The 24,143-nt window shown below is 73.8% G+C and carries 24 protein-coding genes and 2 tRNA genes; 17 read left to right on the top strand and 9 right to left on the bottom strand.

The genetic code is table 11. The features are described from left to right. The first annotated feature begins 4 nt into the window (after positions 1 to 4). The 4 genes from LG943_RS01240 (at position 5) to LG943_RS01225 (ending at position 1,928) form a co-directional block, all read left to right on the top strand. Positions 5 to 295, top strand: coding sequence for a hypothetical protein (locus tag LG943_RS01240; protein ID WP_270070255.1), 291 nt, complete (start codon positions 5 to 7; stop codon positions 293 to 295). Between the two features lie 197 nt (positions 296 to 492). Further along, the gene (locus LG943_RS01235; protein WP_270070254.1) at positions 493 to 771 is read left to right on the top strand and encodes a WhiB family transcriptional regulator; all 279 of its coding nucleotides are present in this window, start codon (positions 493 to 495) and stop codon (positions 769 to 771) included. An 80-nt stretch (positions 772 to 851) separates the two neighbouring features. After that, positions 852 to 1,010: a hypothetical protein gene (locus LG943_RS01230; RefSeq protein ID WP_270070253.1), complete on the top strand. Its 159-nt coding sequence runs from the start codon at positions 852 to 854 to the stop codon at positions 1,008 to 1,010. A 276-nt stretch (positions 1,011 to 1,286) separates the two neighbouring features. Next, the gene (locus tag LG943_RS01225; RefSeq protein WP_270070252.1) at positions 1,287 to 1,928 is read left to right on the top strand and encodes a M48 metallopeptidase family protein; all 642 of its coding nucleotides are present in this window, start codon (positions 1,287 to 1,289) and stop codon (positions 1,926 to 1,928) included. A 334-nt stretch (positions 1,929 to 2,262) separates the two neighbouring features. Here the strand turns inward: LG943_RS01225 and LG943_RS01220 are convergent, their stop codons facing one another. Both LG943_RS01220 and LG943_RS01215 read right to left on the bottom strand, forming a co-directional pair. After that, on the bottom strand, positions 2,263 to 2,820 hold the full coding sequence (locus tag LG943_RS01220; protein WP_270070326.1) for an NUDIX domain-containing protein: 558 nt from the start codon (positions 2,818 to 2,820) through the stop codon (positions 2,263 to 2,265). Positions 2,821 to 2,822: 2 nt separating this feature from the next. Next, on the bottom strand, positions 2,823 to 4,355 hold the full coding sequence (locus LG943_RS01215; RefSeq protein WP_270070251.1) for a zinc-dependent metalloprotease: 1,533 nt from the start codon (positions 4,353 to 4,355) through the stop codon (positions 2,823 to 2,825). Between the two features lie 146 nt (positions 4,356 to 4,501). Between LG943_RS01215 and LG943_RS01210 the strand changes: the two genes are divergently transcribed. The 3 genes from LG943_RS01210 (at position 4,502) to LG943_RS01200 (ending at position 7,332) form a co-directional block, all read left to right on the top strand. Beyond that, the gene (locus LG943_RS01210) at positions 4,502 to 5,593 is read left to right on the top strand and encodes an NAD-dependent epimerase/dehydratase family protein (protein WP_270070250.1); all 1,092 of its coding nucleotides are present in this window, start codon (positions 4,502 to 4,504) and stop codon (positions 5,591 to 5,593) included. A gap of 125 nt (positions 5,594 to 5,718) precedes the next feature. After that, positions 5,719 to 6,156, top strand: a complete 438-nt coding sequence (locus LG943_RS01205; protein ID WP_179769181.1) for a molybdenum cofactor biosynthesis protein MoaE — start codon at positions 5,719 to 5,721, stop codon at positions 6,154 to 6,156. Between the two features lie 117 nt (positions 6,157 to 6,273). Continuing rightward, positions 6,274 to 7,332: a YlbL family protein gene (locus tag LG943_RS01200; RefSeq protein ID WP_270070249.1), complete on the top strand. Its 1,059-nt coding sequence runs from the start codon at positions 6,274 to 6,276 to the stop codon at positions 7,330 to 7,332. Between the two features lie 149 nt (positions 7,333 to 7,481). On the opposite strand, the gene LG943_RS01195 is transcribed toward LG943_RS01200, so the two are convergent. Further along, on the bottom strand, positions 7,482 to 8,006 hold the full coding sequence (locus LG943_RS01195; RefSeq protein WP_270070248.1) for a PPA1309 family protein: 525 nt from the start codon (positions 8,004 to 8,006) through the stop codon (positions 7,482 to 7,484). Positions 8,007 to 8,292: 286 nt separating this feature from the next. Between LG943_RS01195 and LG943_RS01190 the strand changes: the two genes are divergently transcribed. The 3 genes from LG943_RS01190 (at position 8,293) to LG943_RS01180 (ending at position 11,708) form a co-directional block, all read left to right on the top strand. Beyond that, entirely contained in the window at positions 8,293 to 11,334 is a 3,042-nt protein-coding gene (locus LG943_RS01190; RefSeq protein WP_270070247.1) for a UPF0182 family protein, read from the top strand. A 109-nt stretch (positions 11,335 to 11,443) separates the two neighbouring features. Beyond that, positions 11,444 to 11,520, top strand: a tRNA-Met gene (locus LG943_RS01185). A gap of 111 nt (positions 11,521 to 11,631) precedes the next feature. Next, positions 11,632 to 11,708: transfer RNA gene (locus LG943_RS01180), tRNA-Met, on the top strand. 271 nt (positions 11,709 to 11,979) lie between these two features. Here the strand turns inward: LG943_RS01180 and LG943_RS01175 are convergent. Continuing rightward, positions 11,980 to 12,507 carry a hypothetical protein gene (locus LG943_RS01175; RefSeq protein WP_270070246.1) on the bottom strand — a complete coding sequence of 176 codons (528 nt, stop codon included), beginning with the start codon at positions 12,505 to 12,507 and terminating at the stop codon, positions 11,980 to 11,982. 106 nt (positions 12,508 to 12,613) lie between these two features. Next, entirely contained in the window at positions 12,614 to 13,438 is an 825-nt protein-coding gene (gene hisN, locus LG943_RS01170; RefSeq protein WP_270070245.1) for a histidinol-phosphatase, read from the bottom strand. Between the two features lie 117 nt (positions 13,439 to 13,555). Here hisN and LG943_RS01165 point away from each other — a divergent pair, with 117 nt between their 5' ends. Together LG943_RS01165 and LG943_RS01160 are read left to right on the top strand one after the other, a co-directional pair. After that, on the top strand, positions 13,556 to 14,161 hold the full coding sequence (locus tag LG943_RS01165) for a TetR/AcrR family transcriptional regulator (RefSeq protein ID WP_270070244.1): 606 nt from the start codon (positions 13,556 to 13,558) through the stop codon (positions 14,159 to 14,161). Between the two features lie 90 nt (positions 14,162 to 14,251). After that, positions 14,252 to 14,974 (top strand): HAD family hydrolase, encoded by a 723-nt coding sequence (locus tag LG943_RS01160; RefSeq protein WP_270070243.1) that lies wholly within the window; start codon positions 14,252 to 14,254, stop codon positions 14,972 to 14,974. On the opposite strand, the gene LG943_RS01155 is transcribed toward LG943_RS01160, so the two are convergent. The 3 genes from LG943_RS01155 to aroA all read right to left on the bottom strand — a co-directional run bounded on the left by LG943_RS01155 (position 14,943) and on the right by aroA (position 17,653). Continuing rightward, positions 14,943 to 15,272 (bottom strand): hypothetical protein, encoded by a 330-nt coding sequence (locus tag LG943_RS01155; RefSeq protein WP_270070242.1) that lies wholly within the window; start codon positions 15,270 to 15,272, stop codon positions 14,943 to 14,945. The two genes, LG943_RS01160 and LG943_RS01155, sit on opposite strands and share 32 nt — an antisense overlap. A 117-nt stretch (positions 15,273 to 15,389) precedes the next feature. Next, a complete protein-coding gene (rsgA, locus tag LG943_RS01150) occupies positions 15,390 to 16,382 on the bottom strand; it encodes a ribosome small subunit-dependent GTPase A (RefSeq protein WP_270070241.1) in 993 nt (330 codons plus the stop codon). Beyond that, entirely contained in the window at positions 16,379 to 17,653 is a 1,275-nt protein-coding gene (gene aroA, locus LG943_RS01145) for a 3-phosphoshikimate 1-carboxyvinyltransferase (RefSeq protein WP_270070240.1), read from the bottom strand. The genes rsgA and aroA overlap by 4 nt, the downstream gene beginning before the upstream one ends. 150 nt (positions 17,654 to 17,803) lie before the next feature. On the opposite strand from aroA, the gene LG943_RS01140 reads away from it, so the two are divergent. The 3 genes from LG943_RS01140 (at position 17,804) to thiC (ending at position 21,367) form a co-directional block, all read left to right on the top strand. Then, the gene (locus LG943_RS01140; protein WP_270070239.1) at positions 17,804 to 18,286 is read left to right on the top strand and encodes an OsmC family protein; all 483 of its coding nucleotides are present in this window, start codon (positions 17,804 to 17,806) and stop codon (positions 18,284 to 18,286) included. Positions 18,287 to 18,422: 136 nt separating this feature from the next. Beyond that, a complete protein-coding gene (locus LG943_RS01135; RefSeq protein ID WP_270070238.1) occupies positions 18,423 to 19,316 on the top strand; it encodes an SOS response-associated peptidase in 894 nt (297 codons plus the stop codon). Between the two features lie 344 nt (positions 19,317 to 19,660). After that, the gene (gene thiC, locus LG943_RS01130) at positions 19,661 to 21,367 is read left to right on the top strand and encodes a phosphomethylpyrimidine synthase ThiC (protein WP_270070237.1); all 1,707 of its coding nucleotides are present in this window, start codon (positions 19,661 to 19,663) and stop codon (positions 21,365 to 21,367) included. A 102-nt stretch (positions 21,368 to 21,469) separates the two neighbouring features. On the opposite strand, the gene LG943_RS01125 is transcribed toward thiC, so the two are convergent. Continuing rightward, positions 21,470 to 22,270, bottom strand: coding sequence for a class I SAM-dependent methyltransferase (locus LG943_RS01125; protein ID WP_270070325.1), 801 nt, complete (start codon positions 22,268 to 22,270; stop codon positions 21,470 to 21,472). Between the two features lie 439 nt (positions 22,271 to 22,709). Between LG943_RS01125 and LG943_RS01120 the strand changes: the two genes are divergently transcribed. Both LG943_RS01120 and rsrA read left to right on the top strand, forming a co-directional pair. Continuing rightward, positions 22,710 to 23,357, top strand: a complete 648-nt coding sequence (locus LG943_RS01120) for a sigma-70 family RNA polymerase sigma factor (protein WP_270070236.1) — start codon at positions 22,710 to 22,712, stop codon at positions 23,355 to 23,357. Continuing rightward, complete coding sequence (rsrA, locus tag LG943_RS01115; RefSeq protein WP_270070235.1) at positions 23,354 to 23,635, top strand: mycothiol system anti-sigma-R factor; 282 nt, start codon at positions 23,354 to 23,356, stop codon at positions 23,633 to 23,635. Before LG943_RS01120 ends, rsrA begins: the two co-directional genes overlap by 4 nt. The last annotated feature ends 508 nt before the right edge of the window (positions 23,636 to 24,143 follow it).

Here is a 24,143-nt window from a genome sequence, read left to right as displayed (position 1 = left end):
TCAAATGATCGTTAACTCCAAGCTCGGTTTGATCGCCGTGTCCGGCGAGTTCTCTGGCATGCGCTGGGGCACCGCCGTTCGCATGGGCGCCATGTGCGGTGAGTCGCGGCAGTCCGGCGTGCTGGGAGGTGCTCTGCGGAGCCTCATCCAGACCCAGGCAGCCGGCGGTCAAGGGGCCACGTATGCCCACTTCGCCCGCACGGCGGATATCAGCCGACTGGAAACCCAGTTCGCAGCAGGAACCCCGCGCCCCAAGGGCGTCGTGGGGGAGTGTCCACGGGGCATTCCGGCTTAACGAAACGGCCGGGTGTCTTCCCGTGGCCGCGGACCCCACATCGGGGCCGCGGCCATTTTGATCTCACCGGAGAACCCCCTCCAGGGGCGGTACTCCCGGGATCGCTTCGCAGGTCTTGGCCCCACCGCCGGATCACCGATCCGGCAGATGTAGTCGCCAACCGCGTTCGAGACCATCTTTGATCAGGGAGGACACCGATGCTTGCGTCGGTCCTGGAGACTTCGACCTTCGGGGACGCCGAGATCCTGTGCCGTACCGAGCCCGACCTCTTCTTCGCCGAGGCCCCGGCGGACGTCGAGGCGGCCAAGGCCATCTGCCAGGACTGCCCGGTCCGCGAGCAGTGCCTGGCCGATGCGCTGGAGCGCCGGGAGCCCTGGGGTGTCTGGGGTGGGCAGCTGCTCGTCGCCGGCAAGGTCGTGCCCCGCAAGCGGCCCCGCGGCCGGCCCCGCAAGGACGCCGAGCCCGTCGCGGCCTGACCCCGGTCGCACGCCACGCCCTCGTCCCCACCGCCCAAACCACTCACCGCACGACTTTGCTGAAAAGGACACCGCCGAAAATGCTGCTCTACGAACTCGTCCGCTTGCAGCGGACCGTCGACCACGACCGCGACCGCCAGCGCCACCGCCTCACGGCCCGGCAGGTCCGCGCCGAGCGCCGCGAGCGCGAGCGGGCCGAACGCGCCCTCATGGAACTCGCGCGGTCACGCCTGTGTTGACGGCTTGAGCCGACCCTGGTGGGCGGGGGCCGCACCCTGAGTCCACGCCACGCCCACCGCCACCGCGGGGCCGCCTCGACGAGGCGGCCCCGCCGCCTTTTCGGCATGGCCGGATCCGGCCATGCGGTTTGGCTGAAGCGCGCCCCAGGTCAATGCGGATTGCGCTAAACGGCCGGGTCTTCCGGGCCCTGCGGAATGGCGGAAAACGGTGCGTTCGCATGAAAAAGCGGCACCGCCGCCCTGTGACGGTTGTCAACCTTGGGCTAACGTGAATTCGTGCCTCCGAACACCAAGATCGAGGTACGCCGAAGCTCCCGCCGCAGGCGGACCGTGTCCGCCTACCGCGACGGCGACAAAACGGTGGTCCTCGTTCCCGCGACGTTCTCCCGCGCTGAGGAGCAGCGCTGGGTGGACCGCATGCTGGAGCGGTTGGAGGCACGCGAGGAGCGCCGCCGCCCCGACGACGACGCCCTGCACGCCCGCGCCCGCGACCTCGCCGACCGCTACCTCGATGGCCGCGCCCGCCCGGCGACCGTGCGCTGGGTCGACAACCAGCGGGCCCGGTGGGGCTCCTGCACTCCTGAGAACCGGTCGATCCGGCTGTCCAAGCGGCTGGCCGGAATGCCCGCGTGGGTGGTCGACTACGTCCTCGTCCACGAACTCGTGCACCTGCTCATCCCGCACCACGGCGCGGAGTTCTGGGAACTCGTGCACCGCTACCCCAAGGCCGAACGCGCCCGGGGCTACCTGGAGGGCGTGAGCGCCGCCGCGCGCACCGACCCCGGCGGCCCCGAGGCCGCCGAACTGGACGACGACGTCGAGGACCTGCACCCCGACGAGAGCGCGGACCTCGCTGCCCACGGCCGCCCGGCGGCCGACCTCCACCCGGCCGACGACGCCGGGATGGGCGGCAGTTGAGGAGCTGAGGTGCGGGCTTCGGCCGCGATCATCGGTCCTCGTGCCGGTGATGGGGGTGGCCACAGGGGCGGCGAGGGCGGGTGGGGGTTCGGGCGTGCGGCCCGGTGTGCGCCCGCCCGGGACGTCCGCTGCCGTTGCCGCCCTCGTCGCCCACACCGACCACCGCACGGCAGGGCGGTGACCGCTCGCACGCGCCACCGGCCGCCATCGGTGCTCCGTCGCCGACATCGACCACGCGCGGCCACGATGGCAGGCGGCCCGGGCCACCGGCCGGCCCCGGCTGCCCGCTCGGCGACCCGGCGGTCGCGAGCGGGGACAGCGGGGGCAGGTCAGATCAGGTCCGGGCGGCGCGGGCCGCGTGGGCCGCTGCGCGGATCAGGGTGCGGCAGGCGTCGTCGCTGGGGTCGGGTACGGCCTCCACGGGGAACCAGCCGAGGTCGGCGGACTCCTCGGCGTCCAGTGCCAACGGGGCGTCGCCCGCCAGGGCGACGGCCGCGTACTGCACGTCCAGATGCCAGGTGCCGCCGCCGCAGCCCACCCAGTGCCGGTCCAGCCGCACCGGACCCGGCAGCAGGCGCAGCCCGGTGATCCCGGACTCCTCGGCGGCCTCGCGCAGGGCGGCGGCGCCCAGCGAGGAGTCGCCCTCCTCGCAGTGGCCGCCGGTCTGGAGCCACTTGCCGATCTTGCGGTGCAGGGTGAGCACCGCCCGCGTGCCGTCGGGGTCGACGATCGCGGCGCTGGCGGTGAGGTGCCCGGCCAGGCAGCCGCGCGACATGGCGTCGGGGTGGCGGTCCAGGTGGTCCAGGTAGGCGCGGCGCAGCCGCTCCTGGGCGGGGTCGGGCGCCTGCCAGGAGGACAGGACCGCGCGGGCGTCGTCGTGCAGCGCGGTCAGGCTCACGCGGCCCCCGGGCCGCCTGGACCGGAGCCCTTGCCGCGCTCGGGACCGTCCTCGCCGCCGTCGCCGTCGGCCTCGCCGCTGCCGCCGCTCTCGGCCCCGGCCTGCCCGGTGCCCGCCGCACCCTCAGTTCCACCGGTGCCCTCGGCGCCCCCGGCGGCCTCCTCCGCTGCCTCCGCCGCCTCTGTGAACCGGCTGATGTCGAGGTCGTCGCCTTCGCCCTCGGCGCGGCCCCGCACGAACGGCTCGGGGTTGTCGAGGTCGTCGCTGGAGGGCATGAGGTCGGGGTGCTCCCACACGGCGTCGCGGCCCTGGACGCCGCGCGCGTCGGTCAGCGCACGCCACAGCGCCGCCGCCTCACGCAGGCGGCGGGGCCGCAACTCCAGGCCCACCAGCGTGGCGAAGGTGTGCTCGGCCGGGCCGCCCGTGGCGCGGCGGCGCCGGATGGCCTCGGCCAGCGAGGCCGCGTGGGGCAGCCGGCCGCTGACGGAGTCGTCCACGACGACCGACAGCCAGCCCTCCACCAGCGCCAGCGTGGTCTCCAGCCGCGCCAGCGACGCCTTCTGCTGCGGGGTGTCCTGCGGCTGGAACAGGCCCTCGCCGTCGGCGCCCGCCAGCGCCTCCTGGAGCGCTTCGGGGTTGCCGAGGTCGACCTGGCCCAGCCGCTCCTCCAGCGCGCTCATGTCGAAGGACATGCCGTTGGCGTACTCCTCGACCAGGCTGAAGACGTGCGCGCGCAGCCACGGCACGTGCCCGAAGAGGCGGTGCAGCGCGACCTCGCGCGCCGCCAGGTACAGCCGGATCTCGTCCTGGGGGATGCTCAGGCCCTCGCCGAAGGCGCGCACGCCGTCGGGCAGCAGCGCCGCCGTGCCCTCGCCGGCCAGCGGCACCCCGACGTCGGTGGAGCCCACGACCTCGCCGGCCAGCTCGCCGATGGCCTGGCCCGCCTGCTGGCCCACCAGCATGCCGCCCATCTGGCGGACCATGCCCACCAGCGGCCCGGCCATCGACTGGACCTCGCCGGGCAGGTTCTGGCCCATGGACTCCACGAGCCGCGCGGTCAGCGGCGCGCACAGCCGCGACCAGGTGGGCATGGTCTTCTCGACCCACTCCGCGCGGCTCCACGCCTGCATGGTGTGCACGCCCGAGGGCAGGGCCGTGGCCTCGTTGGCCCACAGGTCGGCCAGCCGCAGCGCCTCCTGCACCTTGGCGTAGTCGTGCGCGCCGACGCTGGAATCGCCCTTCTGGGAGACGGTGTGGCGGGCGATGTTCTTGGCCATGTCCCAGTTGACCGAGCCCGCCTGGGGCTGCTGCCCCGAGGGCGCGGACTGGGCGGCCATCATGTCGGCGAACTGGCGCAGCATCTGCGCCATCTGCTGGGGGTCCCCGAAGGGGAACCCGCCCGGCATTCCGGGGTCGCCGCCGCCCGGGAGGCCGCCACCCGGGACGCCACCGCCTGGGCCGCCGCTGCCGGCACCCGGGCCGGAGTCGCCCGACCGGCGCCCGGACTCGTCGTCGGGATCGTTCGGCATGCTGAAACCAAAGGGAAGGTCGCTCACGATTAGACCTCAGGCAGGATTAGGTTTGTCTCCACTGTCACGTTAGCTGGGAGCCGCCCGGAGTGAATACCGAAAACAGCCAGGTTCGCCCACAGCACACCACCAGTCACGGCGCACCCGTGGTGGCGGTCACCGGCGCTGACTGGGGCGTCGGCCGCTTGCTGGTGGAACGCCTGGTCACGGCAATGGGTTCCGGGCGGGTCCGGGAAATCGTCGCCATCACCGGGCGGCCGGCGGCCGAGGACGGCGGCGGCGCCCCGGCGGCACCGGGCCTCACCTGGCGCACCGCCGACGTCCGCAGCCCCGCGCTCGCGCAGTGCCTGGCCGGCGTCGACGTGCTGGTGCACACCGACGTGGACCGCTCCCTGGAGGTCCCCGGCACGAAGCGGCGGGCCGGCAACATCCGCGCCGCCCAGACCGTGCTCACCGCCGCCGCCGCGCTGCGCGTGCCCCGCGCGGTGCTGGTCACCGGCACCGCCGTCCACGGCGCCGGCCCCGCCAACCCGGTGCCCATGCCCGAGGACTCCGAGGTCGGCACCGAGACCGGCGCCGGGCTGGTCGGCGACCTCGTGGAGATCGAGGACCTCGCCCAGCGCGCCCGCCGCGCCCACCCCGGCCTGTCGGTCACCGTGGTGCGCCCGGCGCCCCTGGTGGGCCCCGACCTGGACACCGCGCTCACCCGGCACTTCGCCGCGCCCCGGCTGCTGACGGTGCGCGGCCACGAGCAGAGCTGGCAGTTCTGCCACGTCGAGGACCTCGCCGACGCGCTGGCGTTCGTCGTCGTCAACGGCGTGGAGGGCAAGGGCGGCGCGCTGGCGGTGGGCTGCGAGGGCGCCCTGCCCCAGCGCGCGGCCGAGGAGATCGCCGGGCTGCGCCGGTTCGAGCTGCCCGCCAACGTGGTCTTCGGCGCCACGCACCGGCTGCACCAGGTCGGGTTCACCCCGGCCACGGCCCAGGAGATGAAGTTCCTGGTCTACCCGTGCGTGGTCGACTGCACCACCCTGCGCGAGGCCGGCTGGCGGCCCTCCTACGACAACGAGGCGGCGCTGCGGGCGCTGCTGGAGGCGCGCGGCGGCAAGGCCGCGCTCGTGGGGCGCCACGTGGGCCGCAAGGAGGTCACCATCACCGCCGCCGGCGCGGCCGGGGCGGCGGCCGCCGCCATCGGCACCGCCGCCGCAGTCCACCACCTGCGCAAACGCCGCTCCCGCTGACCGGGCCCGGCACCGCCGCCCGGCCCGGCGGGCGGGTCGGCCCGCCCGCCGGGCCGCGCGGGTGCGGCCGACACCGGCCCCGCACGGCCCTCGCGGGGACGAGCCGGGTTGATACGGTCGAAACCGTGGATGCAATCACCCTGGTAGGACTGCGCGAAACCCCCCTCTCCATCGACGAGGTCGTCTCGGCGGTGGGCGACCCCCGCGCGGGCGGCACGGCGTTCTTCGTCGGGACCGTCCGCGACCACGACCACGGCCGCGACGTGGTGCGGCTGTCCTACTCCGCCCATCCCAGCGCCGAGTCGGAGATGCGGCGCGTGATGGAGAAGGTCGTCGCCGACACCGCCGGCCACAGCCGCCCGGTGTGCCGGGTCGCGGCGCTGCACCGCGTCGGCGAACTCCGCATCGGCGACACCGCGGTGGTGGTCGCCGCCGCGGCCGGCCACCGCGACGAGGCGTTCGCGGCCTGCCGCCGCCTCATCGACGACATCAAGGCCGAGGTCCCCATTTGGAAGCACCAGGAGTTCTCCGACGGCGGCGCCGAGTGGGTGGGCGCCGAGTAGCCGCACCAGGGCGGGGCCGGGCGGTGCCGGGCGGTGTCGGCCGATGCCGCCCGCGGCCGGCCGGCCGCGGGCGGGTGGTGAGGCCGGTCCCCACCGGGCACCTTTAGGCTGTGCAGCATGTTCCGTCGTGCTATGACCCTGATCGCCGCGGTCGTGCTGCTGGTCGGCTTCGGTGTCGCGGGGGCCTTCCTCCCCGTGCCCTACCTCGTGGCCTCCCCGGGCGTCGCGCTGGACACCCTGGGGGAGTCCGACGGCGGCGAGCAGGTCATCCAGATCGACGGCACCCGCAGCTACGAGCACGAGGGCGAGCTGTCCATGGTCACCGTGCAGTACGCCGGCGGACCGGGCACCCGCATGGACCTGTTCACGGTGCTGGGCGCCTGGCTGTCGCCCAGCCAGGCCGTGCTGCCCCAGGAGGCGCTGTTCCCGCCGGACCAGACCGTCGAGGAGATCTCGGAGTCCCAGACCCTGGAGATGAACGACTCCCAGATGAACGCCACGGCGGCGGCGCTCAACGAACTCGGCGTGGACTACGAGACCCGCGCCTACGTGGCGCGGGTGGTAGAGGACATGCCGGCCCACGGCGAGCTGCGCGAGGGCGACGTCATCACCGAGGTCGACGGCGAGCCGGTCGGCGACAAGGACGAGGCCGTGGAGCTGGTCGGCGACCGCGAGCCCGGCGACCCCGTGCGGCTGGTCCTGCGGCGCGACGGCGAGACGGTGCGCACCGAGCTGGAGACCACCGAGAACGAGGAGGGCGACCCCGTCATCGGGGTGCTCATCGCCGACCGGATGGACTTCCCCATCGACGTCGACATCAGCGTCGGCGAGATCGGCGGACCCAGCGCGGGCATGATGTTCGCCCTGGGGATCATGGACCGCCTCAGCCGGGAGGGCCTGACCGGCGGCCACGACATCGCCGGCACCGGCACCATCACCCCCGAGGGCGAGGTCGGCGGCGTCAGCGGCGTGGCGCAGAAGATGGTCAGCGCCGAGCGGCTGGGCGCGGAGTACTTCCTGGTGGCCGAGGACAGTTGCGCCCAGACCTTCGACTCCGCCGCCACCGGCGACATCGAGGTCGTGCGGGTGGCCGACCTGGGCGAGGCGGTCGCGGCGCTGGAGACCATCCGCTCCGGCGAGAACCTGGACGACCTGCCGCGCTGCACACCGCAGTAGGCCCGGCGGCGCCGCGCGGGCGGGCCGGCGCCCAGGCGAGAAATGTGCGGACGGCGGCCGGCGCCCCGCACGAGGCGGGCGCGGACGGCGCCGGCGCGGCGAACGCGCCCGGTGCGCGCCGAACGCCCGCCTCGGCGGCTACTCGTCCTCTACTCGTCGTCCTCCAGGGTCAGCGCCAGCGCCGACGTCAGCGCCGGCACCAGGTCCTGGCCGTTGAGCACCTGGTCGTCGGAGTCGTGGCTGCGCATCCGCAGCGCCGAGTGGCGGCTGCCGTCGCGCAGCACCCCCGCGACCATGCGGATCTCCTCGGCGCCCTCCTGCGCGCCCGCCCACTGCGCGGCGTCGGCGCCGCGCGGCGGCTCCAGGGTGACGTCGGAGCCCTTCAGCACCAGGCGCTCCATCACCAGCGCGCACCCGGTGACCGCCTCGGGCCAGGCCATGCGGCCCAGCGCCTCCTCCAGCGGGATGTCGGGCGGCAGCGGCTCCTGCTCCACCGGGGTGAGGTCGTCGGCGTCGACCGCCCCGCTCAGCCCCAGCATCTCGGCCAGCGCGGGCTCGCGCTCCAGCAGGACGGTGGTGGCCACCAGCGCGTAGACGCGGATCGGCTGGTCCCAGCCCTGCCCGGCGGCGTGGCGCTCCAGCTCCATGACGGCGTCGCGAATGTTGAAAGGCACCCCTCCATGGTGGCGCAGCGCCGAAGCGGAACCGACCGGAACCAGCGGTTCCCCAGGAGTAAAGTCGGACACCAGCGCGTCCGATGCGGGGCCGAATCCCGGTTGATGTCATGTTGTCATCGCTTCGGCGGGCGGCTTCGGGAACCCCGGACCCGCCCAATAAGTTGCCGATACCAGGGACATCTCGTCCGCGTGCGGACGCGGTGTCCGAACGCAGTGCCACTCAACGTGCCAATCAAGAGGGGGAGGCGTGACCTTCCGATCGCCCGGCGCACCGTCTGCGCGTATGCCTCGACGATCTCGGTTGCTCGCGCCTGTCGCGGTGGCCGTGGTCGTCATCGCCGCGGGACTGCTGACCGCCGCGAACTTCTGGACCGACTACCTGTGGTTCGACTCCGTCGGGTACACGTCCGTCTACCTCACCGAACTGCGCACCCGCGCGCTGCTGTTCGCCGTCGGCGCGGTGCTCATGGGCGTGGCCGTGGGCGTGAGCATGTACGTCGCCTACCGCACGCGCCCCCTGGCGCCGCCGCTGAGCCCCGAGCAGCAGGGCCTGGCCCGCTACCGGATGTCCGTCGACCCGCGCCGCAAGGTGTTCTTCTGGGTGATCGTGGCGGGCCTGGCGCTGCTGACCGGGGCCTCGGCCAGCGGTGAGTGGGGCACCTACCTCCAGTTCGCCAACAGCCAGCAGTTCGGGGTCGCCGACCCCCAGTTCGAGCGCGACATCTCGTTCTACACCTTCGTCTACCCGTTCCTGCGGGTGCTGCTGGCCTACGCCTTCGCCGCCGTGGTGCTGGCGTTCATCGCCGCGGTGGTCGTGCACTACCTCTACGGCGGGGTGCGGCTCCAGAGCCAGGGCCAGCGCGCCACCCCGGCCGCGCGGGTGCACCTGTCGGTGCTGCTGGGCGTCTTCGTGCTGCTGCGGGCCGCCGCCTACTGGCTGGACCAGTACGGCCTGGTGTTCTCCGACCGCGGCTACACCTTCGGCGCCTCCTACACCGACGTCAACGCGGTGCTCTACGCCGTGGTCATCCTGGCGGTGATCTCGGTCGTCTGCGCCCTGCTGTTCTTCGCCAACATCTACGTGCGCAACGTGATGATGCCGGTGGCCAGCCTGGGCCTCCTGGTGCTGTCGGCCATCCTGATCGGCGGCATCTACCCCGCCATCGTCCAGCAGTTCCAGGTCAGCCCGAACGAGCAGCGCGCCGAGCGGCCGTTCATCGAGCGCACCATCGAGGCCACCCGCGCCGCCTACGGCATCGACAACGCCGAGGTCATCGACTACGACGCCCAGACCGAGCTGACGCCCGAGGAGCTGTCGGCCGAGGCCGCGACCATCCCCAGCGTGCGGCTGATCGACCCCTCGGTGGTCTCCCAGACCTTCCAGCAGATGCAGCAGGTCCGCGGCTTCTACCGGTTCCCCGAGGTGCTGGACGTCGACCGCTACACCGACTCCGAGGGCAACAGCGTCGACACCATCATCGCCGCCCGCGAGCTGGAGGGCCCGCCCTCCGACCAGGACAACTGGCTGACCCGCCACACCGTCTACACCCACGGGTTCGGCATCGTGGCGGCGGCCGGCAACCAGGTCGACGACCAGGGCCGCCCGGTCTTCACCGAGTACAACATCCCGCCCGAGGGCGAGCTGAGCGACGTCGTCGGCGAATACGAGCCGCGCATCTACTTCGGCCGCGAGGGCGCCGAGTACGTGATCGTCAACGCCGAGCCCGAGTACGACTACCCGCTGGGCGGCGGCGGTGAGGACGTCCCCACCACCGAGGACGCCGGCACCCCCGAGGGCGACCCCTCGCCCGACAACGCCAACGCCCCGGCCCAGGCCGACACCGAGGGCGACCAGGGCGGCGGAGCCGAGGAGTCCCCGCAGGAGTCGCCCGAGGGCGGCGCCACCGAGGGCGCCGAGGAGTCCCCGGCGGCCGAGCAGGAGGGCGGCGGCGGAGCCGGCGACCCCGAGAGCAGCCAGGCCACCAACCGCTACGACGGCGAGGGCGGCGTCCAGCTCAGCAACTTCTTCGTGCGGATCCTGTACGCGCTGCGCTACCAGGAGCCCGACATCCTGCTGAACAACGCCATCACCTCGGAGTCGCAGATCATCTACGAGCGCGACCCCGCCGACCGCGTGGAGCAGGTGGCGCCGTTCCTGACCGCCGACGGCAAGCCCTACCCGGCGATCGTCGACGGCCGGGTGCTGTGGATCGTGGACGCCTACACCACCTCCAACATGTACCCCTACTCCGAGCGGATCGACCTCGCCGACGCCACCGAGGACACGTTCACCCAGAGCACCGACACCGTCAACGCGCTGCCGGGCCACCAGGTGAACTACATCCGCAACTCGGTCAAGGCCACGGTCGACGCCTACGACGGCACGGTGACCCTCTACGGCTGGGACGAGGAGGACCCCGTCCTCCAGACCTGGTCCAACGCGTTCCCGGGGGTCATCACCGACCGCGACGAGATCGACGACGAGCTGATGTCGCACCTGCGCTACCCCGACGACCTCGTCAAGGTGCAGCGCGAGATGCTGCGGCGCTACCACGTCACCGACCCCGACGCCTTCTACGGCGGCCAGGACTTCTGGAACGTCCCCTCCGACCCCACTGCCGAGGGCGAGAGCGCCAGCCCCGAGCCGCCCTACCGGCAGACCATCGGGTTCCCCGGCCAGGAGGAGCCCGCGTTCTCGGTGACCTCGACGTTCGTGCCCCGGGGCCGCGAGAACCTCGCCGGATTCCTGTCGGTCAACAGCGACGCCACCTCCGAGGACTACGGGTCGCTGCGCATCCTGAGCCTGCCGCAGGACACCGTGGTCATGGGTCCGGGGCAGGTGCAGGCGCAGTTCGCCGCCGACGACGCGATCCGCGACGAGCTGCTGCCGCTCCAGCAGAGCGACCAGTCGCGGATCATCTACGGCAACCTGCTCACCCTGCCCTTCGCCGACGGCCTGCTCTACGTCGAGCCGCTGTACGTCCAGGCCGAGGGCAGCCAGACCTCCTACCCGCTGCTCCAGAAGGTCATGGTGGGCTTCGGCGAGCAGGTGGCCATCGGCAACAACCTCCAGGAGGCGCTGAACAACCTCTTCGAGGAGGGCGGCCCGCTGGAGGAGGAGCCGCCGCCCGGCGACGGCGACACCGGCGAGGGCGACGGCGGGGGAGGCGGCGGCGACCTCGCCGCGGCCCTGGAGGACGCCTCGCAGGCGTACGAGGAAGGCCAGGAGGCGCTCCAGGACGGCGACTTCACCGCCTACGACGAGGCCAACGACCGCCTCGCCGAGGCGCTGGAGCGAGCCGAGGACGCCGCCAACCAGGAGTGACCGGCGCCGGACGCGGCCCGGCGGCCGGACGGGGAGTCCTTCCCCGTCCGGCCGCCGGGTTTTCGATTTGGCGTTGGCGTGCGGAAACGATAGTGTGAAGACATCGCAACGCGGGGTGGAGCAGTTCGGTAGCTCGCTGGGCTCATAACCCAGAGGTCGCAGGTTCAAATCCTGTCCCCGCTACCACGTCGAAGCGGCCCGGATCACTCGGTCCGGGCCGCTTCACGTCGCGCGGCGGGGCCATCGGTAATCGATTTGGTGGTGCGGCGCGAAAGCGATAAAGTAAAGACACACCGACGCGGGGTGGAGCAGTTCGGTAGCTCGCTGGGCTCATAACCCAGAGGTCGCAGGTTCAAATCCTGTCCCCGCTACCAGCGAAAAGTGGCCCGGCGCTCATCTGAGCGCCGGGCCACTTGTTTTGTCGGGCACGTGTTTATTCGCGCCGTGTTCTGGCCCACACCCGGTGCGGTGCTTCCCATGTTTCCCGCGCCCCGGCCGCGTATTCCCCCGTGGCCGCCGCGCGTTTTCCGCCCGCCTTTGCGCGGCCCGTCCGCAGCCCACTCCTTTCGCCGCGCCCGGCGGTTCGCGGGGATCGGCGGGGGCCGGGCGCGCCGCCGCGCCGCGCGGGCGCGGCGGCGCCGGCCGCTACTTCAGCCGGAACCCGTCGCAGGCGATGAACGCGCCGTCCTCGGTGGTCCACACGACCGTGTACACGCCGCCGGGCGCCGACTCCGGCGGCTCCGGGAAGTCGCCGGGGAAGGTGATCCGCACCCAGTCGGTGCCCGAGGCGGTGGCGGGGGCCTCGTACGCCTGGTCGTCGGGGCCGGTGACCCGGGCGGTCACGGCGACCTCGCCGCCGCCCTCGGTGTCGCGCACGCCGATCTCGGCGCCCGTGTCGGCCTTCTCGCGCGGCGCCGAGGTCTCCCACGCGCCGGGGGCGTCGCCGCTCAGCCGCGGCTCGCAGGCCATGGTCTCGGCGTTGAAGCGCAGCTCGGCCAGTGCCGAGGGGTCGGCGGCCGGGCCGGAGGAGCCGCTGCTGGGGGCGATCATCGTCTCCAGCTCCTCCATGCTGGGACCCGGCTCGGAGCCGCACGCGCTGAGCGCCAGGCAGCCGGCCAGGGCCACGGGAAGCAGGACACGACGGGAGAACACAGGAGGGAGGTGTTGGGGCACGAGCGGCAGACTACTACGCGTTCGCGCCCGTTCGGGCCGGTATCGCCCACCCCGCCGGCCCGTCCACCAGGCCGGGCGCGGGCCGGGATCGGGCTGCCCGGAGGGGCTAGGTCAGGCGCAGCGGAGCCGGGCCGCCGCCGGGGGTGGGGCCGCCGTTGAGCCAGGTCAGCACCTGGTCGTGCAGGACGCCGTTGGTGCACACCAGCGCACCGCCGTCGGCGAACGCCTGCCCGCGCAGGTCGGTGGCGCGCCCGCCGGCCTCCTCCAGGATCACCGACAGCGGCGCGGCGTCCCACAGCGACAGTTCGGGCTCGGCGGAGATGTCGACCGCGCCCTCGGCCACCATCACGTGCGACCAGAAGTCGCCGTAGGCTCGGGTGCGCCACACCGACCGGGTGAGGTTGAGGAAGGTGTCCAGCCGCTGCTGGGCCTCCCACTCCGACAGCTCGGAGAACGACAGGGAGGCGTCCTCCAGCGCCGAGACGCCCGAGACCCGGCAGCGCGTGGCCTTGGTCAGGCTGCGGCCGGTCCAGGTGCCCCCGCCCAGCGACGCCCACCAGCGGCGCGTCAGCGCCGGCGCCGACACCACGCCCATGACGGGGCGGTCGCCTTCGAGCAGCGCGATCAGGGTCGCCCACACCGGCACGCCCCGCACGTAGTTCTTGGTGCCGTCGATGGGATCCAGGACCCACACCCGGTGGCTGACGCCGGTCTTGCCGTACTCCTCGCCGATCACGGCGTCGCGCGGCCGGGCGCGGGAGAGCACGCCGCGCAGCGTCTCCTCGACCGACCGGTCGGCCTCGGTGACGGGCGTGAGGTCGGGTTTGGTGTCGACCTTGAGGTCGAGCGCGCGGAAGTGCCGGAGGGAGATGTCGTCGGCCGCGTCGGCGAGGACGTGGGCCAGACGCAGATCATCGTCATAGGACGCCATGGCGGCTAACGCTACCTTTCCAAGGGCCGGTGCGGGCGGGGGCGCCCCCCGCCGGTCCGCCCGGTCAACGGGCGGGAAGGGCGCGAGCCGGCGCGCCTACCGTGACAGTATGACCGCATGACCCACGCGAAGGGGCGGCCGACTCCGCCGCCGGAGGGCTCCGCCACGCGGACCCGGCTGCTGGACGCCGCCTACGTCGAGGTCGTCGCCGGGCGGTGGGCGCGGATGCGCATGGCCGACATCGCCGCCGCCGCGGGGGTGTCCCGCCAGACCCTCTACAACGAGTTCGGCAGCAAGGAGGGCCTGCTCCAGGCGGTGGTGGTGCGCGAGGCCGGGCAGTTCCTCGACACCGTCGAGCGCATCCTCACCGGCAGCGGCGAGCACCCCGCGCACGCGGTGGCGGAGTCGGCGCGGTGGGCGCTGACCGCCTCGGCGGAGAACCCGCTGCTGGGCGCGGTCATCACCGGCGACTCCGAGCTGCTGCCGGTGCTGACCACCCGCGCCGAGCCGCTGCACGTGGAGCTGGGCTCGCGCATGACCGACTGCCTGCTGGAGCGGCTGCCGCAGATCGGGCGCGCCGACGCCGAGGCGGTGGCCGAGGTCGCGCTGCGGCTGATCCTGTCCTACGTGCTGCTGCCCACCGACCCCGACCAGGCGGCGCGGCGGGTGGAGTTGGCGGTGCACAGCATGATCGGGGCGGTCTGCGGCCACGTCCGCGGCTGAGCGGCCGGCCCGCCGGCGGTCCCCGGGGCGCGCCGGGCGCCCCGTGCGCCCGCGCGGGTGCCGGCGGGCACCGGATGAGAGGGTGGGTGCGTGAGTGAGACGACCGCCATCCAGTACCCGGCCCCGGAGCCGCCCGCGTTCCTGTTCGACCTCGACGGCACCCTGGTGGACAGCGTCTACCAGCACGTGATCGCCTGGCGCGCCGCCCTGGCGGCCATGGGCATCGACCTCGCGGTGTGGCGCATCCACCGCCGCATCGGCATGAGCGGCGGCCTGTTCGTGTCGGCGCTCATGCGCGAGACCGGGCTGGAGCTGTCGCCCGAGGAGGTCGAGGACATCCAGCGGCTGCACGCCGAGGAGTACCTGCGCCAGCACGAGTCGGTGCGCCCGCTGCCCGGCGCGCCCGAGCTGCTGGCCGCGCTGACCGAGCGGGGCGTGAAGTGGGCCATCGCCACCAGCGGGCGGGCCGAGACCGCGCGGACCGCGCTGGGCATCCTGGGCCTGCCCGAGGACACCCCCATGGTGACGCGCGACCAGGTGCGCCACGCCAAGCCCGACCCCGACCTGTTCCTGGCCGCGGCCGCCCACCTGGGCGTGGACCCGCGCGGCGCCATGGTGGTCGGCGACAGTGTGTGGGACCTGCTGGCGGCCCGCCGCGCCGGCGCGCTGGGCGTGGGCGTGCTCTCGGGCGGCTACGGCCGCGACGAGCTGGAGCGCACCGGCGCCTACCGGGTCTACCGCGACACCGGCGACATGCTGGACCGCCTGGACGAGCTGGGGATCAGACGACCAGGCCCAGCAGGGTCGAGATGAGCAGGACCACGCTCACCGCCAGCAGCACGAAGGCGAAGTACTGCATGGGCACGAAGAAGAACGTGTGCTGGTTGCGGTAGAGGACCGGCTGGCCGGTCTGGGGGTGGAACCCCTGCCGGGGGGCGTTGAGCCGCTGGCCGATGAAGAAGACGGCCACGCCTGCGACCACCAGGCCGCCCGAGACGCCGAAGAGCGCCAGGTCGGCGCCCAGCACGGCCTCGGTGACGAGCCCGCCCGGCACGCAGCACAGTCCGGTGATCAGGAGGACGAGAATGCCCCATCCGCGCCAGATGATCATGAAATAAGTCCAAAGGGGTGGAAAACGGAAACAGCGGCACAGGAATATATACGTACCCCAGCGGCCGCACGCGCCCCGTGATCCACCCGTGACCGCATTCGGCCAGGTCGGAGGGGGTCAGGCGCGGTCGTCGCCGGACTCGCGGCTGCTGAGCAGCCGGCGCAGCGACGCCACCCGGTCGGGGTCGAGGGCGCCTTCGGCCACGCCGGCGTCCAGCGCGCAGCCGGGCGCGCCCGCCGTGTGCGGGCAGCCCGGCGGGCAGGCGGCCACCGCGTCGGCGAGGTCGGAGAACCCGGCGACCACGTCGTCGGGGCTGATGTGGGCCAGCCCGAAGCTGCGCACGCCCGGGGTGTCGATGATCCAGCCGCCGTCGAAGGGCAGCGCCACCGCCGAGGTGGAGGTGTGCCGGCCGCGCCCGGTGACCGGGTTGACGTCGCCCACGGCCCGCGCGGCGGCCGGCACCAGCAGGTTGACCAGGGTGGACTTGCCCACGCCCGACGACCCCACGAGCACGCTGGTGCGCCCGGCCAGGCGGGCGGCGAGGGAGTCGAGGCCGCGGTCGCGGCGCGTCACCACGTGGGCGACGTCCAGGCCGGCGTAGGTGCGCAGCAGGTCCTCAGGCCCGGCGAGGTCGGCCTTGGTCAGGCACAGCAGGGGCGCCAGCCCGGCGTCGAAGGCCGCCACCAGGCAGCGGTCGATGAAGCGCGGCTGGGGGTCGGGGTCGGCCAGCGCCGCCACGATCACCAGTTGGTCGGCGTTGGCCACGATCACCCGCTCGACGGGGTCGGTGTCGTCGGCGGTGCGGCGCAGCACCGAGCGGCGCTCCTCGACCCGCACCACGCGGGCCAGGGTGTCGGGGCGGCCCGACAGGTCGCCCACCAGGGCCACGCGGTCGCCCACGACGATGCTGCCGCGCCCCAGTTCGCGCGCCTTCATCGCGACGACGGGGCGGTCCGCGACCAGGCAGCGGTAGCGGCCCCGGTCGACGGCGGTGACGAACCCCTCGCGGGCGTCCTCGTGCTTGGGGCGGGTGCGGGTGCGCGGGCGGGAGCCGCCGCGCGCCCGGATCCGGACGTCGTCCTCGTCCAGGGGGCGCCGCCCGCCGCTCACCGCGCCACCTCGGCCCACAGTCCGGGGAAGTCGGGCAAGGTCTTGGCGGTCGTGGCGATGTTCTCCACCTCCACCCCGGGCACCGCCAGGCCGATCACCGCGCCGGAGGTGGCCATCCGGTGGTCGTCGTAGCTGTGGAAGACCCCGCCGCGAAGCGGGCGCGGCCGCACCACCAGGCCGTCGGGCAGTTCCTCGGCGTCGCCGCCCAGGGCGTTGATCTCGCGGACCAGGGCCGCGATGCGGTCGGTCTCGTGCCGGCGCAGGTGCGCGATCCCGGTCAGCCGGGAGGGGGAGGAGGCCAGCGCCGCCACGGCCGCCACGGTGGGGGTGAGTTCGCCGACCTCGCGCAGGTCGGCGGTGATGCCGCGCACCTCGCCGGTGCCGCGCAGGGTCAGGCCCTCGGCGGTGCGGGTGACCTCGCCGCCCATGCGGGCGAACAGGTCGCGCAGCGCGTCGCCGGGCTGGGTGGTGCGCTCGGGCCACCCGGCCACCGTGACGCGGCCGCCGGTGACCAGCGCGGCGGCCAGGAACGGCGCGGCGTTGGAGAGGTCGGGCTCGACCACCACCTCGGCGGCCTTCACCGGGCCCGGCGCCACCCGCCAGACGTCGGGGACGGCGGTGTCGACCGCCACGCCCGCCGCGCGCAGCATCTCCACGGTCATGTCCAGGTGCGGGCGTGAGGGCACCGGCGGGCCGTCGTGGCGGACCTCGACACCCTGCGCGAAGCGCGCGCCCGACAGCAGCAGCGCCGAGACGAACTGGGAGGACCCGGAGGCGTCCAGGGTGACCGCGCCGCCGCGCACCGACCCGGTGCCGCGCACGGTCACCGGCAGCGCGCCGCGCCCGCCGTCGTCGAGGTCAACGCCCAGCGCGCGCAGCGCCGCCAGCAGCGGGCCGACCGGGCGTTCGCGCGCCCGGGGGTCGCCGTCGAACTCCACGGGGCCGTCCGCCAGGGCGGCGAGCGGCGGGGCGAAGCGCATCACCGTTCCGGCGTTGCCGACGTCGACCCGGGCCGGGCCGCGCGGCGGGGCCGGCACCACGGCCCAGTCCCCGCCCTCGGGGGTGATACCGATGCCCATGGCCCGCAGCGCGGCGGCCATGAGGTCGGTGTCGCGGCTGCGCAGCGGGCGGCGCACGATACTGGGGGTCTCCGACAGCGCCGCGATGATCAGCGCGCGGTTGGTCATCGACTTGGAGCCGGGCAGCGTGACCGTGGCGTCCACGGGCGTGCGGGCGACGGGGGCGGGCCAGTGCGGCGCGGAGTCGGGCATGCCTCAAGGTTAACGGCCGCACGTGGACCCCGCTGTGGGTCGCGGCGGCGCGGCCGGGCAGGCTGGAGGACAGAGGGACAAGAGCGCGGGATGGCAGCGGGCGGCGGCGCGGGCCGCCGCCGCGCGGGCGCGAACCAGGAGGGCGGGGCCATGGGAGACAAGAGCCACCACTACGAGGTCGCGGTGCGCTGGACCGGCAACACCGGGTCGGGCACCGCCGGCTACCGCGCCTACGAGCGCGCCCACGACGTCACCGCCGAGGGCCGGCCGGTGATCCACGGATCGGCCGACGCCGCGTTCAGGGGCGACCCGCGGCGGTGGAACCCCGAGGACCTGCTCGTGGCCGCCCTCAGCGAGTGCCACATGCTGTCCTACCTGGCGCTGTCGGTGGCGGCGGGGGTCAACGTGGTGGACTACACCGACACCGCGACCGGGACCATGGTGACCCACCGCGACTCCTCCGGGGAGTTCACCGAGGTCACGCTGCACCCGGTGGTCACCGTCGCCGAGGAGGGCATGGTGGCGGCCGCCACCGAGCTGCACGAGCGGGCGCACCGGGCGTGCTTCATCGCCCGCTCGGTGAACTTCCCGGTGCGCCACGAGGCCCAGATCCGGGTGGCGGGCGCGGCCTGAGGCGCCCGGCGCCGCCGGGGCGCCGGACCGGGGCGCAGCCGCGCCCCGGAGGCCGGCTCAGGCCGCACGGGGGCATCCGCCCAGGTGGTACGGGGTGCGCCCGGAACGGTCCGCGCGCGCGGCTAGGCTGATCGCCATGTGCGGACGCTACGCCCAATCCCGCAACGCCCACGAACTCCAGTTGGCGTTCGACTTCCCCGAGTCCGACGCCCCCGCGGCCGAGGCGGGGCAGGAGACGGGCGCGGCCGGCACCCGCGCCTGGCCGCCGCTGGAGGAACTGGCGCCCGACTACAACGTCGCCCCCGGCAAGACCGTCTACGCGGTCCTGGGCACCCCGCCCGGCGAGGCCGCCGCGGGCGCCGCGCCCGCCCACCGGGGGCCGCGCTCGCTGGGCACCCTGCGCTGGGGCCTGGTGCCCTCCTGGGCCAAGGACCCCAACGTCGGCTACAAGATGATCAACGCCCGCAGCGAGACCGTCGCCGAGAAGCCGGCCTACCGCGCCGCGTTCGCCCGCCGCCGCTGCCTGATCCCCGCCGACGCCTACTACGAGTGGCAGTTGCTGCCCCAGGACGCCCCCGGCACCGCCGAGGCCGGCACCTCCCCGGCCACCGACCCCGCCCACCAGCGGCGCAAGGCCAAGTCCCGCAAGCGGCCCTTCGCCATCGGCTACGCCGACGGCGCCCCGCTGGCGCTGGCCGGGCTGTTCGAGCGCTGGCGCGACCCCACCCGCGCCGACGACGACCCCCGGGCGTGGCTGTGGAGCTGCACCGTGGTCACCACCGAGGCCGCGCCCGAACTCGCCGCCATCCACGAGCGCATGCCCGTGGTGGTGCCGCCCGACCTGTGGGCCACCTGGCTCGACCCCACCTCCGGGCCTGAGGACCTCCAGCGCGCGCTGTCGGCCACCCCCGCCGCCGACTTCGAGGTCCGGCCGGTGAGCACCGCCGTCAACAGCGTCCGCAACAACGGCCCCGAACTGCTGGCCCCCGCCGCCGAGCCGCCCGCACCCGAGACCGCCACCCTGTTCTGACCGGCACACCGCGCCCCGAGGGCGCCCCCGGCCCCCGCCTCCGCCCCACCCGTCCCAGCGGTCACTTCCGTCCCCGATCCCGGCCCGGGGCTTTAACCCGCGCGCCCGGCGTGGGTATGGTGGCCCCGGTCCTGTGGGCGATCACGCACCGTGGCCACGGTGCTCCGCTCCGCAGGACCGGTACAACCCCGCGCCCGCCGGCGGCCGACGGCGGCGCGCGGCGCATAGCGACCACCGCGGGAGCTCGCGCCTTGGCGGGCTGAGAGGGCGGCTGCCCCGAGAACGGGGCCGGCGCCGCCGACCGCAGAACCTGTTCGGGTAATTCCGACGTAGGGAGGCGTGCCTTGACGGCGCTCGACGACCGCAGTGTCCAGCCCACCGTGACCACCGGCCCCATCATGGGCTCGGAAAAGGTCTACCTGGAGGTCCCCGCACCCGCCGACGGCGGCCGGGCGCTCCGGGTCCCCCACCGGCGGGTGGCACTGGCCAACGGCAGCCACATCGACCTGTACGACACCTCCGGCCCCTACACCGACTCCGCCGCCGCGAGCGGCATCGACGTGCACGCGGGCCTGCCCCGGCTGCGCGCCGACTGGATCGGCGACCGCGCGCCCGTGGGCGGGGCGGTCACCCAACTGGCCCACGCCAGGGCCGGCACCATCACCCCCGAGATGCGCTTCGCCGCCGCCCGCGAGGGCGTCGACCCCGAGTTCGTGCGCGCCGAGGTGGCCGTGGGCCGGGCGGTCATCCCGGCCAACCGGTGCCACCCGGAGTCCGAGCCGATGGTCATCGGCAAGAACTTCCTGGTGAAGGTCAACGCCAACATCGGCAACTCCGCCGTCACCTCCTCGGTCGCCGAGGAGGTCGAGAAGATGGTGTGGGCCACCCGCTGGGGCGCCGACACGATCATGGACCTGTCCACCGGCCGGCGCATCCACGAGACCCGCGAGTGGATCCTGCGCAACTCCCCGGTGCCCGTGGGCACCGTCCCGATCTACCAGGCGCTGGAGAAGGTGAACGGCGACCCCGCCGCGCTGAGCTGGGAGGTCTACCGCGACACCGTCGTGGAGCAGGCCGAGCAGGGCGTGGACTACATGACCGTGCACGCCGGCGTGCTGCTGCGCTACGTCCCGCTGACCGCCCGCCGGGTCACCGGGATCGTCTCGCGGGGCGGCTCGATCATGGCGGCCTGGTGCCTGGCCCACCACCGCGAGAGCTTCCTCTACACCCACTTCGAGGAGCTGTGCGAGATCTTCCGGGCCTACGACATCACCTTCTCGCTGGGCGACGGCCTGCGGCCCGGCTCCATCGCCGACGCCAACGACGAGGCGCAGTTCGCCGAGCTGCGCACCCTGGGGGAGCTGACCCACGTGGCCCGCTCCCACGACGTGCAGGTGATGATCGAGGGGCCCGGCCACGTGCCGCTGCACAAGATCGCCGAGAACGTGCGGCTGGAGGAGGAGCTGTGCGGCGAGGCCCCGTTCTACACCCTGGGGCCGCTGGCCACCGACATCGCGCCCGGCTACGACCACATCACCTCGGCCATCGGCGCGGCGCAGATCGCCTGGCACGGCACGGCCATGCTCTGCTACGTCACCCCCAAGGAGCACCTGGGGCTGCCCGACCGCGACGACGTCAAGACCGGGGTCATCACCTACAAGCTGGCTGCGCACTCGGCCGACCTCGCCAAGGGCCACCCCCGGGCCCAGGAGTGGGACGACGCGCTGTCGGCGGCCCGCTTCGAGTTCCGCTGGCAGGACCAGTTCCACCTGGCCCTGGACCCCGAGACGGCGCAGGCGTACCACGATGAGACGCTGCCCGCCGAACCGGCCAAGACCGCGCACTTCTGCTCGATGTGCGGCCCCAAGTTCTGCTCGATGAAGATCACGCAGGACGTGCGCCGCTACGCCGAGGAGAACGGCCTGTCCACGGTGGAGGCCATCGACCGGGGCATGCGCGACAAGTCGGCGGAGTTCGCCGACCGCGGCAAGCGGGTGTACCTGCCCATGGCCGAGGGGACGGCGCCGGGGCGGGCGGAGCAGCCGGAGTAGCCGGAGGAGCCGCATCGGCGGCCGTCGCGGGCGCGCGCCCGCGACGGCGGCCCGCCCCCGTCCCCGTAGCGGGGGCGGGCGGCGGGTCGCCGCCGGCGGGTGTCAGCCCGGTTTGCGGGCGCCGGCCAGCAGGTGCACGCCCACGTAGTCGTCGGACTCCGCGGCCCGCAGCTCCATCTCGACCAGGCGGCCCATGGCGTGGGGGTCGCGCGCCAGCATCCCCTCGACCGTGGACGCCGACAGCACGGTGCGCGGGCGCACCCACTCCGGTTCCAACCCGCAGTCGGTCAGCACCTCGCACAACTGCTCGCCGGTGAAGCAGCGGGTGATCGAGCCGTCGGGCCAGGGCACCAGCAGCACGTCGGCGCTGGGGGCGAAGCTCAGCTCGGGCCAGCAGTCCTGCTCGGCCAGCAGCGCCATGCCCAGCACCACGGAGTCCACGCACAGCAGCACCCGGCCGCCCGGCCGCAGCACGCGCGCGATCTCGACCAGGGACGCCTCGGTGGCCAGGTGCCGGGAGAGCACCCGGTTGTCGGCGACCACGCCGTCGAAGGCGTCGGACGCGAACCCCGACAGGAAGGTGGTGTCGCCCACCACCGCCCGCAGGCGCCCCGGCGCGGTGCGGCGCGCGGTGCGCGCGTGGCCGTTGACCAGGGTGAGGGGGCGGCGCGGCCGGGAGTCGGCCGAGGGCAGCAGGGTGACCACGTCGTGGCCGGCGGCCACGGCGCGGGGCGCGCCCCGGAAGTCGGGGCCGGACAGGTCCAGGATGCGGCCGGGCTCGGCGGGCAGCCACCGGGCGAGCTGGGCGTCGGCCACCGCCCAGTAGAACCGCCAGTAGGCGGACAGGGAGTCGCCCGAGGCGAAGTGCGCGGCGGCCGAGCGCGCCTGGTGGGCCTCAGCCACCGGATCGGCGCCGGCCGGCGCGGCCGCAGGGCCCGACGCGGAACTGGAGGACGGTCGCACGCATGCTCCTCTCCCACGTCTTTGCAGAGGGTTTTACCCGGACTCCCGCGGGGGTCACCTTCGCGGTCGGGCGGAAACCGAAAGATCTGTGCCGCACCTAACCGCACCTTAGGCGGAATCAGTGCGCTCGGCACGTTGTTGGCATGCACATCACCATCCGGCGGGCCGCCGGAGGCGTGCCGCGGTGCTGCCCCGCCGCGTCGCCCGACGGCCAGACCAGGAGAGTAAAGGCAGGTCAATGCCTACGGCTACCGCTGACTTCGCTGCCGTCCACCCGGGCCAGGCCCCGCCCGGCGCAAATGTGCCCTCCGCTTCCGCGGCGTCGTATCGTGAGGCTACGGTTGCCCCACGGGAGGCCAGCACAAGGAGGCAGGCGGGCTTGAATCAGGGCCAGGAGACACTCGACGAGCAGGGGGCTCGGTTCGAGCGGGACGTGCTCCCGTACTTGGACCAGCTCTATTCGGCGGCACTGCGGATGACCCGCAACCCCTCCGACGCCGAGGACCTCGTCCAGGAGACGTTCGCCAAGGCGTTCGGTTCGTTCCACCAGTTCAAGGAGGGGACGAACCTCAAGGCGTGGCTGTATCGGATCCTCACCAACACCTTCATCAACTCCTACCGCAAGAAGCAGCGCGAGCCCCGGCAGGCCGGCACCGAGGACGTCGAGGACTGGCAGCTCGCCCAGGCGGCCTCGCACTCCTCCTCCGGGCTGAAGTCCGCCGAGGCCGAGGCGCTGGAGCACCTGCCCGACACCGACGTCAAGCGGGCCCTCCAGGAGCTGCCCGAGGACTTCCGGATCGCCGTGTACCTCGCCGACGTCGAAGGGTTCGCCTACAAGGAGGTCGCCGAGATCATGGAGACCCCGATCGGCACGGTCATGTCGCGGCTGCACCGCGGTAGACGCCAGCTTCGCTCGATGCTGGAGGAGTACGCGCTGGACCGCGGGATCCTCCAGGCGTCCGAGGGCCAGGGCATGGCGATCGACGGTTCGGGCAACGGCGGGGCGAATCGGGGGGACCAGCGATGAGCTGCGGTGGAGAGCACGCTACCCCGTGCTCGGAGGTGCTGGCGAAGGTCTACGCCTACATCGACGGGGAGCTCGACGATCACAACTGCTCCGACATCCGCGAGCACCTGGACGAGTGCTCGCCGTGCCTGGCGGAGTACGGCCTGGAGGAGGTCGTGAAGAAGCTCGTGGCCAAGCACTGCGGCTCCGACCCCGTGCCCGCCGACCTGCGGGGCAAGGTCCTGCACCGGTTGGCGGCCGCCCGCGCCGACCTCCAGGTGCGCGAGGGCGTCGACTAGTCCGACCGGTCCGACCCGCCTTCGGCCGGCGGTGACCGGCCGCGATCGGCTCCGGCGCGGCCGGGCCGCGTTTCGGCCCCTTTTCGGCCGACCTCCAGGTGCGCCCGCGCGCCCGGACGGACCGGCCCACCGGTTTCACGCGCGAGCGGCCGGCCGCCCACCGCGGCCGGCCGCTCGCGTTGTGCCGGGGTGCCCGCGCGCCGCCGGGCCGGGGAACCGCCCGGACCCTCCGGAATGGCGGTGCGGGGCGCCGCCGGTCCTCGGGCGGCCATTCCACCGCTACTTCGCGGCGTGTTCGGCGCGCGTTCCGTCCGCCTATTTTCTGGTGCTTTCACGGACAATGCGCCGATTGCTGTTCATCGGGACCGGGCATCCGGTTTTTGGTCGCCGGGCGCCTCGGGAAGTGGCCGCGACACGCCCGGGCGTGCTCCCGGTTTTGGTCAAAAGTTGGACGAGTCGGTGTGCGTGCGCTACTCCGCCCCCTGTGGCGCATGTGACTACACAGCGT

It is taken from the genome of Streptomonospora mangrovi, assembly GCF_027604915.1.
Lineage (GTDB): Bacteria > Actinomycetota > Actinomycetes > Streptosporangiales > Streptosporangiaceae > Streptomonospora > Streptomonospora mangrovi.
This window is presented reverse-complemented; position numbering and strand designations above follow the sequence as displayed.